Origin of the sequence: Petralouisia muris (assembly GCF_004793545.1) — a bacterium.
GTDB classification, from domain to species: domain Bacteria; phylum Bacillota; class Clostridia; order Lachnospirales; family Lachnospiraceae; genus Petralouisia; species Petralouisia muris.
This window is the reverse complement of record NZ_SRYA01000017.1, coordinates 23,797-41,185: the sequence shown is the minus strand read 5'-3', so window position 1 is coordinate 41,185 and position 17,389 is coordinate 23,797. Positions and strand designations below refer to the sequence as shown.

Sequence of the window (17,389 nt, the reverse complement as noted above, 5' to 3'; positions counted from 1 at the left end):
ATCGTGAGGAAAAAAGGATTAAGAATCATAGCTGCTTGTATGGCATTGGCGCTTACAGTGGCCGATGTGGGAAGCGGAACTGGCTGCTGGAACCCCTTGACAGTCAACGCGGCAGAAGCAGAAAGTCCACAGGCAGAAAATACGCTGGAGCTTGGGCAGATGGAATCTACAGAAGTGACCTTTGGAGATGCAGAAGATTGGGATGCTTGGGATAATACCCTGAGGGCTACTTTTGAAGGCGACAGCCAGCCTGTCGCTGCGAAATCGGAATTAAGCTTTCGAATGGTAATCAGCGAAACAGCCTGGAACAGTATGGGCAGTGATGGCTATATCAAACTGCAGGCAGTTTTTTTCCAGACGGAAAATGATTGGGATACTGTGGAAAAACTGGGATGGCCAATGTATCAGGCTTCAAATTTCCAGAAAACAGCAGATGGCGCTTACAGCACAGAAGTGAAAATGCCCTTTGAAAGTAATTTAGGCAATTTCCAGTCTCTGCTGCTGCAGGGCGTAGGCGCGAAATTCCAGGGTAAGGTGACTTTTTCTGATGTTTTGCTGAATCGGGCTGAGCTTGTAGAAGAGAATGTGGAAATCACAGAAACGCCGAAGGTGACTCCGGATAATGCAACTCTGGATCATATGGCTGCGCAGGTGAAGCTGGTGGATGCAGAGGCCTCAGATCCGACAAAAGCGCTGGCAGCTTACCTGATGGGTCTGCAGGAAAGCAATCAAGTGCTGTTCGGACACCAGAACTTTGCATTTAAGTCGGTCTGTGACAATGGAATCACGTCAGATGCGAAAGACGTTACAGGTGCAGATCCTGCTTTGTTCGGGATTGACACACTGGCCCTTGCCGGCTGTGAAGTAGGCAAGAGTACCAGGCAGGAAGCGCTGGATGCTTCGATAGCGGCTTCTGTGAAAGCCTATGAAGGCGGCGCGTTAGTTACCTTGTCCTGCCATATGCCTAATTTTACGAATGCAAAGATTACAGCAACGGGAGATGCAGCCTATCCTTATGATTTTACTAAATGTGATTTTACAGAATCAAAGGATTTGACGCCTTGTGCAGATTATATTCTGGAAGGCGGACAGTATAATCCCCAGTTCAATGCATACCTGGATATTATTGTCGATTATGCAAAAGCCTTGCAGGAGAAAGATATCCCGGTGTTATTCCGGCCTTTCCATGAGAACAGCGGTGGCTGGTTCTGGTGGGGTACGTCCACAAGCGTAGAATCCTATCATGCAATCTGGCGGTATATGGTCAATTATCTGGAAGACCAGGGCGTGCATAATTTCTTATATGTGTATTCTCCCAACGGCCCGATTTCAAGCAAAGAGGAATACCTGGACCGTTACCCAGGAGACGCCTATGTAGATGTTCTGGCTTTTGACTACTATGACGACTATGCGGATGCCAATGTATATACAGGCGATACTTTTTTTGAAAACCTTGCACAGAGCTGTCAGGTAGTTGCAGATCTGGCAAGAGAGAAACATAAGATTCCGGCCATTGCGGAAACAGGCATCCGGATTACAGGCGCAGGGAAGGACAGCCTGATGGCGTCCGGCAACCCGACAACAGGGCATGACTGGTATAATAAGGTCCTTGATACGGCTGCTGCCAACGATATCCCATATTTCCTTTTGTGGGCAAACTTTGATAAGAGTAATTTCTTTGTCCCGTACAAAACTTCGGATACAATGGGCCATGAGATGATCAATGAATTTATCAGTTTCTATAATAATGAAAAATCCATCTTCGGAAACGGGACGAATTTCTATGGAGAGGGTGGAGCGGCCAGCAAGGCTGGACAGGTAAGTCTCAGCGGCTATAGTACAGAGATCAGCGGTTATATGATTGCTCCAAAGAACTATGCGGTCATCAAGGAAGCCTGCGAGCTGAAGGCCTGTGTCAGAAACGCATCTGAGGATCAGGTGAAATTTGTAGTAAAAGCCTCGGAAAATGCGGAGGAGATTACAATTTCCACACAAAAGGACGGAAATATTTATACGGGAACATTGACTGCGGAAATTCTGCAGAAATTGGGAAAAACCAGCACAGGCATGATTACCCTGATTGCCGGAGAACAGGAATTTGGAAAAGCAAGCTTCATCAATTTCAACAAAGATATGGATGTGCTGGCCAAAGGAGTATTTGAAAATTTTGAATACTATTATGGAAATGACGCATTGCTGCAAAGCAAATACGGGGCTCACAATTCAGCCGCAAACTGCAGCGCTTCCCTGAACCTGAACAATCAGGAAAAAGCGGAAGGCGATTACAGCGGAGCGTTTAACTATGTGCTTTCCTATAAAGGCTCCGAAGTGTGGACAGGAGGACTTGGCCGGGTATTTGACAGTGACAAAACCGACCTGAGCAGTTACAATGCAGTTTCCATGTGGGTAAAACCGGACGGCAACGGGCAGAAGATGGTGATACAGCTTAACGATGACTATGAAGCGTATCTGACAGAATTTGTAAAAGGAACAAAAGCCCAGTATGTAACGATTCCCTTCAGCAGCTTCAAGAAAAAAGGCAGTGGGGATGAATCAGTTGACGCTAGCAATGTCACATCCTTTAAGCTGTGGTGCAATTCTGTGCCAGAAAATTACAATGGGCAGAAGGATGAAAATGGCAATTACGTGGTAGAGGGCACGATTCTCTTTGATGATATGAAGGCTGTAAAAATCAGTGATGCAGATTTGGCAAAAGTGAATGAGCAGGGACTGATTGTCAGTGATGCGCCTCTTACGAACCTGTTGGATCAGAATCAGGGTGGAAACCAGAACCAGGGTGGAAACCAGAATCAGGGTGGAAACCAGAACCAGGGTGGAAACCAGAATCAAAACGGCAACCAGAATCAAGGCGGAGACCAGAACCAATCTACGGCAAAAGCTCCAGGTAAAATTAGCTTTACCAGTGTAAAAAGACAATCAAAGACATCCCAAAAGGCTGTCCTGAAATGGAAGAAGGCGTCAGATGCATCTGGTTACGAGATCTATATGAAGACCGGGAAAAATGGGAAATACAACTTGGTAAAAACCATCAAGGGGAACAGCACAGTAACCTTCACCACTGCAAAACTTAAGAAGGATACAACATACTATTTTAAAATCCGCGGTTATCAAACGGTTTCCGGAAAGACAGCGTATGGAGACTATTCTGTGGAAAAGAAGATAACGATTGTGTCTGCGCCTAAAAAAGTCAGTCTGACAAGTGTGAAAAAGCAGTCAAAATCCCCCCGAAAAGCGGTCTTGAAATGGAAAAAGGCAGCAAATGCAACAGGCTATCAGATTTATATGAAGACTGGGAAAAAGGGAAAGTATAAGTTACTGAAAACAATCAAAAAGAAAAGCACAACCAGCTATACCACAAAGAAGTTGAAGAAGAATACCAAGTACTATTTTAAAATCCGAAGCTACAAAACCATTTCCGGTACAACAGCATACGGCAAGTACTCAAAGGTGAAGTCAATTACTATAAAATAAGTAAGGTTATGCAAGGAGGAAAAATGTTTGCTACAGAGATAAAACAGCATTTGACAGGCGCGCTCATTCCATTTTGGCATGGGCTTAGGGATGACAGGCATGGAGGGTTCTATGGTTATCTGGGATATGATTTGGAATTGGATAAAGAGGCCGTAAAAGGCTGTATCTTAAACAGCAGAATCCTTTGGTTTTTTTCCAACGCCTATCTGACACTGGGCGAAGATGCACTGCTGTCGGATGCGCGCCATGCTTTCCTCTTTCTGAAGGAGCATTGCCTGGACAAGGAATATGGAGGCGTTTACTGGTCTTTGGATTATACAGGAGAGCCAGAGGATACCACGAAGCATACCTATAATCAGGCGTTTGCAATCTACGCACTGTCGTCCTACTATGATGCATCGAAAGATCCGGAAGCGTTGGAAATTGCCCACAGCCTGTATCGGCTGGTGGAAGAAAAATGTACGGACGAATATGGGTATTTGGAAGCCTTCAGCAGGGAGTTCCAGCCGGCAGATAATGATAAGCTTTCCGAAAATGGGGTGATGGCAGAAAAAACCATGAATACCCTGCTCCATGTGTTTGAAGCGTATACAGAGCTGTACCGGGTCACAAAGGAAGCCTGTGTTGCAGACAGGCTGAGGTATATGCTGGATCTTATGGCAGACAAGATTTATAACCAAAAGCTGGGGCGTCAGGAGGTCTTTTTTGACAAAACATGGAATACGCTGATTGACCTGTATTCCTATGGGCATGATATTGAGACGGCATGGCTTGTGGACCGGGGATTGGAGATTTTAGGGGATGTTTCTTATCAAGAGAAACTTGCGCCAATCACACGGACGATTACAGAAAATATTTACAACAGAGCCTATATGGATCATTCTTTGGTCAACGAGGCGGAAAAAGGAGTTGTAGATACCACCCGCGTCTGGTGGGTGCAGGCAGAGGCAGTGGTTGGGTTTCTGAATGGATATCAGAAGCAGGGAAAGAAAGAATATCTGGAAGCGGCAAAAGATATCTGGAATTATATCAGGGATTATATGATTGATAAACGGCAGGGTTCCGAATGGTTTTCGGGGCTGGATAAAGACAGGAATCCCATTGAGGAGCCAATCGTGGAACCGTGGAAATGCCCGTACCATAATGGAAGAATGTGTCTTGAGGTAATAAGGAGGCTTAAGGATGCTTCATAAGCAGTATTACATAGAACAGGAAAAGTTAGATCATCTGATTGCAAGAAGGAATCAGAAGAGCAGTTTTTATAATGGGATTTATGACAGATATGAATATCCGGTGCTGACCAGGGAATTTGCCCCGGTTCACTGGAGATACGATCTGAATGAAGAGACGAATCCGTATTTTATGGAACGTCTGGGGATTAATGCAGTTATGAATTCCGGCGCCATTTATATGGACGGAAAATATTATCTTGTGGTGCGCGTGGAAGGAAACGACAGAAAATCATTCTTTGCAGTGGCAGAAAGCGAGACAGGGATTGACGGGTTCCATTTCTGGGATTATCCGGTGGTTCTGCCAGATACCTGCCCGGAAGAAACCAATGTATATGATATGCGTCTGACGCAGCATGAGGATGGTTGGATTTATGGATTGTTCTGCTCCGAGAGCAAGGACAGGGAGAATACAGATTTATCTGCAGCGGTTGCAGAATCCGGGATTGTCAGGACGAAGGATTTGAAGACATGGGAACGCCTGGATAATCTGAAAACGCTTCGGTCACCCCAGCAGAGGAATGTGGCGCTCCATCCAGAATTTGTAGACGGAAAGTACGCCTTTTACACAAGGCCCATGGACGGATTTATTGAGACTGGAAGCGGCGGCGGAATCGGGTTCGGGCTGTGTGAAGACATTACGCATGCGGTGATTGATGAGGAAAAGATTATCAGTAAGCGGATTTACCATACGCTTACCGAGTCGAAAAATGGAGCCGGAGCGCCGCCGATTAAAGGGAAGAAGTGCTGGATTCATATCTCCCACGGCGTCCGGAATACAGCGGCAGGGCTGCGCTATGTCCTGTATGTGTATGGGACAGAGTTGGAGAACCCTTCGAAGGTGATTGCAGAGCCCTCTGGGGTATTTCTGGTTCCCCTTGGAAATGAGCGAGTCGGGGATGTGTCGAATGTGGTATTTACCAACGGGGCAATTGCAAGGGAAAATGGAGATATCTACATTTACTACGCTTCCTGCGATACCAGGATGCATGTGGCAACCACTACAGTGGATAAGCTGGAGGATTATCTTTTTTCCACTCCGAAGGATCCTCTGCGTTCTGCAGACTGCGTAAAGCAGAGATGTGAACTGATCGGGCGGAATCTGGAGCTTTTGAAATAAGCAAATGTATTGCGGGCGGCTTATGCCGCCCGGATAGAAGAATCAGAGGAGGGGCGGACGGTTGATAAGAAAGTATTGGAGAGATATTAAGGAGAAAACTTCTGGTATGAACAGGCAGGAGACATGTTCTTATATCCTGGCATACTATTGGTATCATATCCTGATTTTTGTGTCCATCGCTGCTCTGGTTGTTTTATTTGCGGCACATTATGCATTCGGAAATAAGAAGCCGGAGTTCACCTGTATCATTGTAAATCAGGAAATGGATGCAGCAAGGGATCAGGAAATGGCCGATGCCTTTGCAAAGGAAGCCGGGCTTCCGGAAAACAGGGTTGTCATTGATTCTGATTATCAGTTCTCTTATGGCGAGTTCCGGTTAGAAGGTGCAAATGAAAGTTCCTATGAGAAATTTTTCTTCCAGTGGCAGAATCAGGAGATTGACGCTGTGATTATGTCCGAGAGTTTTTACCGCCATTGTAAAGAGATGGGAGGAAGGTTTCGAGTATTAGAGGAGCAGGAAACAGAAGGCTTCACCGTTTATATGGAGGAAGGTCAGTGCAGTGCAGTGGTGCTTGGAAACGACAGCTTTACAGAACGGGTAACCGGGAAAGCGGATGAGAAGCTGCTGCTTGCTTTTCCTTCCTCCGGGCAGCACACGGCCGAGAGCAGGAGTTTTCTGAAATATCTGCAGGGGAAAGTTATATGAAAAATTAAGCATTTGGCTTACGGGTTAGAAAAACAGGAGGAAGGACGTTGAAAAAATTATCAATAGAACATCCGTTTTTTGAATTTATGGGAAATCTTGGAGACTGGATCATACTGAATGTGTTGTTTGTGATTACTTCACTGCCTGTGATTACCCTGGGAATGACTATGACGGCTCTGTATCAGGTGGCGCTTCGGCGGGTGCGGGGAGAAAGCAGGTATGTGGCAAGAGAGTATTTTCAGGCTTGCCGATCAGAGTGGAAGCAGAGTACGAAGCTGTGGTTAATTTTCCTGATTACAGGCGGAATCCTGCTGTTTGATGTGCTGTATGGCAAAAATCTCTGGAAAATGCTGAATCTTGCAATTGGCGTCCTGGTGGCGCTTTGGTCTTTTACCTTTACTTATGCCTTTCCCTTGCAGGCAAGATTCCAAAACAGCACAAAAAACACGTTGAGGAATGCATTATTCCTTGCGTTTCGGAATCTTCCGGCAACGCTTGCGATGACAGCGCTGAACTGCATTCCGGCAGTGTGCATCGCGGCAGGGGAGTTTTATACAATGGCTGCAATGCCGATTTTCTGTGTGGCAGGATTTTCCCTGACTGCCTGGGTGAATAGTTTATTTTTATCAGGGATTTTTCAAAAATTGATTCATCGAAAGGAGGATGAAGATGAAAATACAGCCAGATAACGAGAAATTATCTTACAGCGGAAGGATTGACTGGAGCAATCCAAAAGAACCGGTTTTTGTATATCCATGCACTTCAGTTGGAATGAGGTTTACAGGGAATGAATTAAGGGTTTCTGTGAAAAACCATGGGGCGTATTGGGACAATTATCTGGGATGCATACTGGATGGCAGGCAGTCTGCCTTTGCATTGCCCCAAAGGGGAATTGCCTCCATTAAAATAGAAGTAAAAGAGACAAAAGAGCAGGAGCATGAGGTCTTGTTTTTTAAGAGGCAGGACGCCTGCCACGAGTTTGCTTTCCTGGGAGTGGAGCTTGCAGAAGGGGCAGAGCTTCTGGAACTGCCCGGGAAGCCGGAACGGAAAATCGAAGTATATGGAGATTCTGTATCGGCGGGAGAAGTTTCAGAAGCGGTGGAATATGCAGGGAAAGAGGACCCGGAGCATAACGGGGAATATTCGAACAGCTGGTATTCTTACGCCTGGATGACAGCGCGGAAGCTGAACGCCCAGATTCACGATATTGCCCAGGGAGGAATTGCCCTGATGGATCAAACGGGATGGTTCCATGATCCGGATTACATAGGAATGGAGACAGCCTGGGACAAGATTCATTATCACCCAGAGCTGCGGGAAGAAATGGCTTGGGATTTTTCCAGGTACACGCCGCAGGCGGTGATTGTTGCCATCGGGCAGAACGACAGCCATCCGGAGGATTATATGAAAGAAGATCCTGACGGAGAGAAAGCGGTAACGTGGAGAAATCATTATCAATCATTTCTGGGCAAACTTCGGGAGAAATATCCATCTGCGCAGATTATCTGCTGCACTACCCTTTTGGAACATGATGAGGCATGGGATCAGGCGATCGCACAGGCAGTGCGGGAGATGAAAGATGAGAGGATTACGCAGTATCTTTTTCAACGTAATGGGAAAGGCACGCCGGGGCATCTGAGGATTCCGGAGGCAGAGGAAATGGCAGAAGAGCTTGCTGGGTATATTGAAAGTCTTAAGATAGACGGATGGGAGTAGCAAATGGGACGGATAGATTTGACAAGATTGAAAAAGTGCATGCAGAGGGCCGAAAAGGGCGAAGCGCTGACCATTGGTTTTTTTGGAGGCTCCATTACACAGGACTGTGCAGCGACGGCGCATGAGAATTCTTATGCATACCGTGTGTTTCAGTGGTGGGAACGGACATTTCCAAAGGCAGAGCTTCATTATGTCAATGGCGGAATTGGAGGAACCACCTCTCATTTTGGAGTATCCAGGGTGGTAACGGATCTGCTGATGTATCAGCCGGATCTGGTGGTGATAGATTTCAGTGTGAATGATGAAGCAAATAAATTTTTCCAGGAAACCTATGAAGGATTATTGCGGAAAGTACTGACCTGGAAGTCTGAACCGGCAGTGTTACTGCTGAATAATGTGTTTTACGATACCGGCGTAAACGCCCAGGAGTATCACAACGCCATAGGGGACTGGTACCATGTGCCCCATGTGAGCATAAAGGATACCGTGTATCAACGGATGAAATCAGGCGTGTATACAAGAGATGAACTGACGCAGGACGGACTGCATCCGAATGACAAAGGGCATGAACTGCTGGCGGAGGAGATCATCGCGTATTTTGAGCAGGTCCGGGCAGACGGGCAGGAGCCGGAAGTAGAAGCTTCGTTTCCGGAGCCTTTGACAGAGAATGCGTATGAACAGGCAAAGAGACTGACCATCTGTGAAATTTGTCCGGAGCTTTTGGGCTTTTTGGCAGATGCAGAAGAGAAGAAGGGCCATCTGGATATTTTTAAAAACGGCTGGATTGGAAAAAAAGCAGGCGCAAAAATTTTATTTGAGGTTACGGCGTCCTGCATTGCTGTTCAGTACCGGAAAACGGTGACAAAACCAGCTCTGCGTGCGAAGCTGACGTTAGACGGTGACTCAGAGAATGTTCGGATACTGGATGGAAATTTTGAAGAGGATTGGGGCGACTGCCTTTACTTAGAGCCAATTCTTCATCATGGTGAGAGGAGAAATCATTGTGTGGAGCTGGAGGTTCTTGCGGATGAAGGGGAAAATGCAGCGCCGTTTTATCTCTTATCATTGATTATTGCCTGAAGAGGAAAGGAAGAGGCAGCAGCAAGTCGTAAGGATTGACGGAAAAATGGGCCGGTGATTGGCGGGAATATTTTCCACAAGCTAATCCTGCATAGAAACTAAGCGGCTCTCCTGATTGCAGACGGGAGAGCAAGTTCAAAAGCTTACAGAAATGCAGGTTTATTTCGTGTACCCAAAATTAGCTGTTTTGGCGGCGAATACAGGGAAATGTTCTGCCTTTCTCGCTCATTTTTGGAAAAATGCACTAACAAATTCATAAAATAAGGAGGAATTCAGAATGTTTCCAGAAAATTTTGTCTGGGGCGTTGCCAGCAGCGCTTATCAAATAGAAGGAAGAGATCGGGAGGACGGCGCAGGAACATGTATCTGGGACACCTTTGCCAGAGAGGGAAAGGTGTTGGAAGGCGCCAATGCAGAAGTAAGCTGCGACCATATTCATCGTTACAGGGAGGATTTTGCATTGATGCGGCTTCTGGGAGTGAAGCATTATCGTTTTTCCTTAAGCTGGAGCAGGATTTTGCCGAAGGGAACGGGAGAGGTGAATCGGAAGGCCATAGACCTTTACCGGGATATGATTCTGGAAATGAAGAAAAACGGCGTTACTCCCTACATTACGATGTTTCACTGGGAATTTCCTCAGGCGCTCCAGGATAAGGGCGGCTGGGTGAACCGGGAATCGGTGAAATGGTTTGAAAATTACGCCAAAGTGGTGGCAGAGAATTTCTCGGATTTGTGCGAATATTTCATTACCTTCAATGAACCTCAGTGCTTTATCGGCCTTGGCAATCTCACCGGCATCCATGCGCCGGGGTTAAAGCTTCCCCTCCGGGATACGTTTCAGATGGCGCATCATATGCTGCTGGCCCATGGTTCCGCGGTGCTGGCTCTCCGCAAATATGCCGAAAGGGAGATAAAAATCGGATATGCGCCTACCTGCAGCGTGGCCTATCCCTGGCATAAACCAGGGGCAGGTTATGATCCAGCAGACATTGAAGCAGCCAGAGGGGTTTATTTTGGGATGAAAGAGGAGCTTCATAACTGGACCTGGAACGTAAGCTGGTTTTCCGATCCGGTATTTCTTGGAAAATACCCACAGGAGGGGCTGGAAAAGTACAGGGATTATCTGCCGGAAATTACAGAAGAGGATATGAAGCTGATTTCCCAGCCTTTGGATTTTATGGGACAGAATATTTACAATGGGTATCAGATCCGCGCCGGGGCGGACGGGAAGCCGGAATATGTGTCCCGGACGCCGGGGCATGGCAAAACCGCTTCCCAGTGGCCGGTAACGCCGGAATGCCTGTACTGGGGCATAAAGTTTCTCTATGAGCGTTATCAAACGCCTATTTACATAACGGAAAACGGCATGTCCTGCCACGACATGGTATCCTCAGATGGGAAAGTCCATGACAGGAACCGGATTGATTTTCTGGATGCGTATCTGAGCGGCCTGTCCGGGTTGTTTGCGGAAGGGGTAGATTTGCGGGGATATTTTGCCTGGACGTTTCTGGATAATTTTGAGTGGGAAAAAGGCTATCATGAACGGTTCGGGTTGGTGTATGTGGATTTTGCCACCCAGAAACGTATCCCGAAGGATTCTGCTTACTGGTATCAGAAGGTTATGGAAAGCAATGGAGCCTGCCTGTCCGGAGTAAAGACAGACAAAGAAAAGCACGAAATTTTGTTTTTGAATCCGGTATTTACCCACAATATCTGGGGCGGAAACCGGCTGAAAGAGGATTTCCGGTATCCGGTAACCGGGGAGGATATTGGAGAATGCTGGGGGATTGCAGCCCATCCCAATGGAGACTGCACGGTAAAAGAAGGGACGTATGCAGGAAAAAAATTGTCTGAGCTGTGGAAAGAGGAGCCGGAATTGTTCTCAAATGTGGAGAAAGACCGTTTTCCGCTGCTGATTAAGATTATTGACGCCAAGGACGACCTGAGTATTCAAGTGCATCCTGATGATATCTATGCGAATGCCAGAGAAAATGGTTCCCTGGGCAAAACAGAATGCTGGTACATTATGGACTGTCCCGAAGGCGCGTCCCTGGTGATCGGGCATAACGCCAAAAGCAAGGAAGAATTATCCGATATGATACATCAGGGCAGGTGGCAGGAATTTATCCGGGAGATTCCGGTAAAAAAAGGTGATTTTATTCAGATTGACCCGGGAACCGTCCATGCCATCAAGGGAGGGCTGATGATTTTAGAAACTCAGCAAAACAGCGACATCACCTATCGGGTCTATGATTATGACAGGCTTTCCGGGGGCAAGCCCAGAGAGCTTCATGTGGAAAAAAGCATTGACGTGATTACCGCTCCCGCCAAATCTGCTGCGGACAGTGTCATTGATACAGAGAATGTACAGAAAAACATACTGTGTCCCCTGTATTCCTGTGAGCATTATGAGGTGTTTGAGCTGGATTTGGATGGAAACGCTTCCTTTGAGCAGGAGTATCCGTTCCTTTTGATGAGCGTCATTGAGGGAGACGGGCTGCTGAACGGACAGCTTGTGAAAAAAGGGGATCATCTGATTCTGCCTGGAGGATTCGGCGAGGTGGAACTGCAGGGGAAGCTGAAGGGGATTTGTTCGGCGGTGTAGACAGTAATAGCAGTCAGGCGGCATGAGTCGGAGGAGATGCGGCAACAAAGGAAAATCTTAAAATGATATCATCAAACGATTGTATTTACTATCAAAGTATGATAATATAAAACAGTAAACAGACAAAGGCAGGAGGAAAACGATACTCCTGCCTTTGCTGTATGCTCCTGAATTCGTTTGCCCGTATGCCGGAGCTGGTTTCTGCAAAATAATCCACTTCAGATACCTCAGAAAAAATTAATAAAATTTTGAATATATTTATTCCTAAACTCTGTGATAGTGTGATATACTGTAACGGAGTTTCGTTTGATATCCGGAAAGCAAATGATCGGATACGTTTCCAGAAAGGATCAAAGATTATGTTAGAAATTTTAAAAGCAGTAGTGTACGGAATTGTAGAAGGCATCACAGAATGGCTTCCAGTCAGCAGCACCGGGCACATGATTCTCTTGGAAGAAATCATGCCCATGGAAGTATCCCAGGATTTTTGGAACATGTTCCTTGTGGTGGTCCAGTTAGGGGCTATTCTGGCGGTGGTTCTGCTGTTCTGGAATAAGATTTTTCCGCTGCAGAAGAACAGGAGAAGGCAGTTAAGGATTAACTGGGATATTATGAATCTCTGGGGCAAGATTGTTGTGGCCTGCGTTCCAGCGGCTGTGGTAGGCGTGCTGTTTGACGACTGGCTGGAAGAGCATTTATATAATTTCTGGGTAGTTGCAGTGATGCTGATTGCAGTGGGCATTGTGTTTATTCTTGTGGAAAACCGGAACCGGGGCGTGAAGCCAATGATCCGCACCACCGATGAACTGGATTATAAGGTGGCTCTTCTCATTGGAATGTTTCAGCTTGTGGCGGCAGTATTTCCGGGAACCTCCCGTTCCGGCGCAACCATTATCGGCGCGCTGATGATTGGGGTGTCCCGCACTGTGGCGGCGGAATTTACCTTTTATTTGGCCATTCCTGTCATGTTCGGCGCAAGCTTTCTGAAATTATTAAAATTTGGCTTTACCTTTACCGGAATGGAGCTTGGAATTCTGTTTACCGGAATGTTTGTGTCTTTTATGGTATCGATTGTGGTAATCCGTTTCCTGATGGGGTATATTAAAAAGCATGACTTTAAAGTATTCGGATGGTACCGGATTATTCTGGGGGCAGTGGTGCTGCTGTATTTTGGAGTGATTGCGGCATGACAGGGTTATTTCAGAGATTACGGAAAGCAAAAAGAGAAGAGGAGAACATCATGTTTATCATTGCAGGGCTGGGCAATCCTTCCAGCCAATATGAGAAAACCCGTCATAACGTGGGCTTTGATGTCATTGATCTGCTGGCGGATCAATATAATATCAGGGTAACGGAGAAAAAACATAAAGCGCTTTGCGGAACAGGAATCATAGAAGGGCAGAAGGTCCTTCTGGCAAAGCCCCAGACCTTTATGAATTTAAGCGGGGAAAGCATCGGGGCAATTCTGCATTTTTATAAATTAGAGCCCCAGACTAATCTGATTGTGATTTATGACGATATCAGCCTTCCCCCCGGAAAGCTTAGAATCCGGAAAAAAGGCAGCGCCGGAGGGCACAACGGGATCAAAAGTATTATCAGCCACGCAGGCACCCAGGAATTTCTGCGGATTAAAATCGGAGTCGGGGAGAAGCCCCAGGGCTGGGATCTGGCGGATTATGTGCTGGGAAGATTTTCCAAAGAAGATCGGGAATTAGCGGAAGAAGCTTTTGGAAAAGCCTGCGAAGCGGCGGCTTTGATGGTGAAAGGGGAAACAGATCGCGCCATGAACCAGTTTAACTGAAGCATTCGGCAAAACGCAGCCCGTGTCATGAACGGAATTCATTGATGGAGGAAATTATGAAAAGCTTTACAGAGCCTTTGTCGGGACTGAAGGAGTATGCAGACTTAAAGGCACAATTGAAGAATACAAAAGAAACGGTGCAGGTTTCCGGGTGTATTGATACCCAGAAGCCTCATTTCATCTATAGTCTTGCAGGGGAAAAAGAAAATTGCCTGATTGTAACCTTTCAGGAACAAAAAGCCAGGGAATTATATGAAAATTACCGTTTTTTTGACAGAGAGGCGGTCTATTATCCAGCCAGGGACGTGCTGTTTTACCAGTCGGATATCCGGGGAAATCTGCTGACGGGAGAACGGCTGGCTGCAGTGAAGGCAATTCTGAGTCGGGAGCGTGTTGCAGTAATCACCACTTTTGATGCGCTGATGGATCGGATTGCGCCTCTTTCCCATATCCGGGAGTCCATTCTGGAATATGAATTAGGCCAGACCATGGATTTGGAGGAGGTCAGAAAACGCCTGGTTCAGATGGGATATGAAAAAAATTATCAGGTGGAAAGTGCCGGACAGTTTGCGGTCCGGGGCGGGATTATGGATATTTTTCCTCTAACCGAAGAAAATCCTTACCGTATAGAGCTGTGGGGAGATGAAATTGATTCCATGCGCAGCTTTGACGTGGAGAGTCAGCGTTCCATTGAAAATCTGGATCGGGTGCGGATTTATCCCGCCAGCGAGATTGTGCTGTTTCCGGAATTGCTGGAGCAAGGAATTGAGGCCCTTGAAAAAGAAAAAAAGGAGCTTTATGAAACCCTTCGGAGAGAGATGAAAACAGAAGAGGCACATCGCCTGAAAACCACAGTGGACGCCCTGGTGGAGGAGCTGACGGAATTTCAGCAAAGCGGGAATCTGGAAAGTTATCTTATGTATTTTATGAAGAAAACGGTTTCTCTTCTGGATTATTTCGAACCGGAAAAAACGGTGCTGTTCCTGGATGAGCCGGCCCGTTTGGCCGAGAAGGGCAGAGTGGTGGAGCAGGAATTTTCTGAGAGTATGACCCACCGGCTGGAAAAGGGATATATCCTTCCGGGGCAGATGCAGGCTCTTTTTTCCGGCAAAGAGATTTTCGGCAGAATGCAGCGGCAAACCAGCGTGGCGTTAACCACGCTGGATGTTAAAATCAGTGAGCTGGAGGTAAGGCGCCGCTATAACATTTCAGCAAGGCCGGTAAATTCCTATAACCGCAGCTTTGAACTGCTGATTAAGGATTTGCAGCAATACCGGAAAAATAAATATCAGGTGATTCTCTTATCCGGTTCTAAAACCAGAGCCAGCCATCTGGCAGAGGATTTGCAGCAGGAAGGATTGAACTGTTTTTACAGCGAGGACTATGATCATCCGGTGCAGCCAGGAGAGGTGATGGCAGCTTACGGCAAGCTGAAAAAAGGGTTTGAATATCCGGACATTAAGTTTGTGGTGATTTCGGAAAGCGATATTTTCGGCGGAGAGCAGAAGCGGAAGAAAAAACGCAGGATTTATGAAGGAGAGAAAATCCAGAGTTTTACAGATTTAAGCATTGGAGATTATGTGGTTCATGAGCGTTACGGCGTAGGGATTTACCGGGGCATTGAAAAGGTTGAGATTCAGAAAACAGCCAAAGATTATGTGAAGATTGAATACGATAAGGGCAGCACCCTTTATGTGCTGGCCACCCAGTTAGAGGCCATCCAGAAGTATGCCGGCGCCGATGCGAAGAAACCTAAAATTAACCGGTTGGACGGGCCTGAATGGAAGAAAACCAGAAACAGGGTAAAAGGCGCCGTCAAGGAGATTGCAAAGGAACTGGTGGAGCTTTATGCCGTAAGGCAGCGGACGGAAGGGTTTGCCTATGGGGAAGATACGGTGTGGCAGAAGGAATTTGAAGAGCTGTTTCCCTTTGAAGAGACAGAGGATCAGGAGCTTGCCATTGAAGCTACCAAGCGGGATATGGAGAGTAAGAAAATTATGGATCGGCTGATTTGCGGAGATGTGGGGTACGGCAAGACGGAAATTGCCATCCGGGCGGCCTTCAAAGCCATCCAGGACGGCAAGCAGGTGGTCTATCTGGTGCCAACCACAATTTTAGCCCAGCAGCATTACAATAATTTTGTCCAGCGAATGAAGGATTTTCCGGTGAGAGTGGATCTGATGTGCCGGTTCTGCACCCCAGGCCAGATGAAAAAGACCGTGGAGGATTTAAAACGGGGGATCGTGGACATTGTCATCGGCACCCACCGGGTACTGTCCAAGGATGTAGAATTTAAGGATCTTGGGCTTTTAATTATAGATGAGGAACAGAGATTCGGAGTGGCCCACAAGGAAAAAATCAAGCAGATGAAGAAAAATGTGGATGTGCTGACGTTAACGGCTACCCCGATTCCCAGAACACTTCATATGAGTTTGATTGGGATTCGGGATATGAGCGTGTTAGAAGAGCCGCCGATGGATCGGATGCCCATTCAGACTTATGTGATGGAATACAACGAGGAAATCGTCCGGGAGGCCATTAATCGGGAGCTTGCCAGAGAAGGCCAGGTGTATTATGTATTTAACCGGGTCAACCAGATTGTGGAAGTCACCTCCAAAATTGCAGAGCTTGTGCCGGAGGCGAATGTTGCCTTTGCCCACGGGCAGATGCGGGAGCGGGAACTGGAAAATATTATGTACCAGTTTATCAACGGAGAGATTGACGTGTTGGTATCCACCACCATTATTGAAACAGGCCTGGATATTTCCAATGTAAATACCATGATTATCCATGATGCGGACAATATGGGACTGTCCCAGCTCTATCAGCTCAGAGGAAGGGTGGGAAGATCCAACCGCACCGCTTATGCGTTTTTGATGTACCGTCAGAATAAAATGCTCAAGGAAGTGGCTGAAAAGCGTCTGTCTGCCATCCGGGAATTTACAGAGCTGGGCAGCGGATTTAAAATAGCCATGCGGGATCTGGAAATCCGGGGAGCCGGAAACCTGCTGGGGGCGCAGCAGCACGGCCATATGGAAGCGGTGGGCTATGACCTGTACTGCAAGATGTTGAATGAGGCGGTGAAGTCCCTGAAAGGGGAAGCGCCTGCGGAGCAGTTTGACACCACCATTGAATTGGATGTCAATGCATTTATTCCGCCCTCCTATATTCCCAATGAATTCCAGAAGTTGGACATCTACAAACGGATTGCAGTCATTGAGAATCAGGAAGAGAAAGAAGAAATGTTGGAAGAGCTGATTGACCGTTTCGGAGAGCCGCCCAAGTCGGTGGAAAACCTGCTGGAGATTGCCTTACTGAAAGCCCTGGCCCATCAGTGCTATTATACGGAAATCAAGGAAACAGCAGATAAAATCAGGTTTACCTTTTATTTTCAGGCCAAAATCAATCCGGCAAACATTGCGTCCGTCACAGAGAAGTACCAGGGTGCGCTGCGGTTTATTAAGGATGCAAAAGCGCCTTGCTTTGAGTATGGGAAAAGCTACAGCACCAGGCAGAAAAATACCGGCGCACTGGAAATTACAGAGAGAGTCCTTCAGGATACCCAGGAACTGCTGGTGCAGTCATTCTTATGATGGAGAAGTGCCAGGAAACATGAAAATCTTGTGAAAACAGTTGCTAC

11 protein-coding genes are annotated in these 17,389 nt (G+C 46.8%); all 11 read left to right on the top strand.

The window, feature by feature from the left end; translation table 11 throughout:
- Positions 1 to 3: 3 nt before the first annotated feature.
- The 11 genes from E5329_RS10075 to mfd all read left to right on the top strand — a co-directional run bounded on the left by E5329_RS10075 (position 4) and on the right by mfd (position 17,342).
- Entirely contained in the window at positions 4 to 3,492 is a 3,489-nt protein-coding gene (locus E5329_RS10075) for a glycosyl hydrolase (protein ID WP_135989427.1), read from the top strand.
- Between the two features lie 23 nt (positions 3,493 to 3,515).
- Positions 3,516 to 4,685, top strand: a complete 1,170-nt coding sequence (locus tag E5329_RS10070; protein WP_135989426.1) for an AGE family epimerase/isomerase — start codon at positions 3,516 to 3,518, stop codon at positions 4,683 to 4,685.
- The gene (locus E5329_RS10065; RefSeq protein WP_135989425.1) at positions 4,675 to 5,841 is read left to right on the top strand and encodes a glycoside hydrolase family 130 protein; all 1,167 of its coding nucleotides are present in this window, start codon (positions 4,675 to 4,677) and stop codon (positions 5,839 to 5,841) included. Before E5329_RS10070 ends, E5329_RS10065 begins: the two co-directional genes overlap by 11 nt.
- A 61-nt stretch (positions 5,842 to 5,902) precedes the next feature.
- On the top strand, positions 5,903 to 6,547 hold the full coding sequence (locus tag E5329_RS10060) for a hypothetical protein (RefSeq protein ID WP_135989424.1): 645 nt from the start codon (positions 5,903 to 5,905) through the stop codon (positions 6,545 to 6,547).
- A 47-nt stretch (positions 6,548 to 6,594) separates the two neighbouring features.
- On the top strand, positions 6,595 to 7,236 hold the full coding sequence (locus E5329_RS10055; protein ID WP_135989423.1) for a YesL family protein: 642 nt from the start codon (positions 6,595 to 6,597) through the stop codon (positions 7,234 to 7,236).
- Positions 7,217 to 8,263, top strand: coding sequence for a GDSL-type esterase/lipase family protein (locus E5329_RS10050; protein WP_135989422.1), 1,047 nt, complete (start codon positions 7,217 to 7,219; stop codon positions 8,261 to 8,263). Before E5329_RS10055 ends, E5329_RS10050 begins: the two co-directional genes overlap by 20 nt.
- 3 nt (positions 8,264 to 8,266) lie before the next feature.
- On the top strand, positions 8,267 to 9,343 hold the full coding sequence (locus E5329_RS10045; RefSeq protein WP_135989421.1) for an SGNH/GDSL hydrolase family protein: 1,077 nt from the start codon (positions 8,267 to 8,269) through the stop codon (positions 9,341 to 9,343).
- Between the two features lie 277 nt (positions 9,344 to 9,620).
- Positions 9,621 to 11,948 carry a GH1 family beta-glucosidase gene (locus E5329_RS10040; RefSeq protein WP_135989420.1) on the top strand — a complete coding sequence of 776 codons (2,328 nt, stop codon included), beginning with the start codon at positions 9,621 to 9,623 and terminating at the stop codon, positions 11,946 to 11,948.
- Between the two features lie 359 nt (positions 11,949 to 12,307).
- Positions 12,308 to 13,138, top strand: a complete 831-nt coding sequence (locus E5329_RS10035; RefSeq protein WP_135989419.1) for an undecaprenyl-diphosphate phosphatase — start codon at positions 12,308 to 12,310, stop codon at positions 13,136 to 13,138.
- A 50-nt stretch (positions 13,139 to 13,188) separates the two neighbouring features.
- Entirely contained in the window at positions 13,189 to 13,749 is a 561-nt protein-coding gene (gene pth, locus E5329_RS10030; protein ID WP_135989463.1) for an aminoacyl-tRNA hydrolase, read from the top strand.
- Positions 13,750 to 13,805: 56 nt separating this feature from the next.
- Positions 13,806 to 17,342 (top strand): transcription-repair coupling factor, encoded by a 3,537-nt coding sequence (gene mfd, locus E5329_RS10025; RefSeq protein WP_135989418.1) that lies wholly within the window; start codon positions 13,806 to 13,808, stop codon positions 17,340 to 17,342.
- The last annotated feature ends 47 nt before the right edge of the window (positions 17,343 to 17,389 follow it).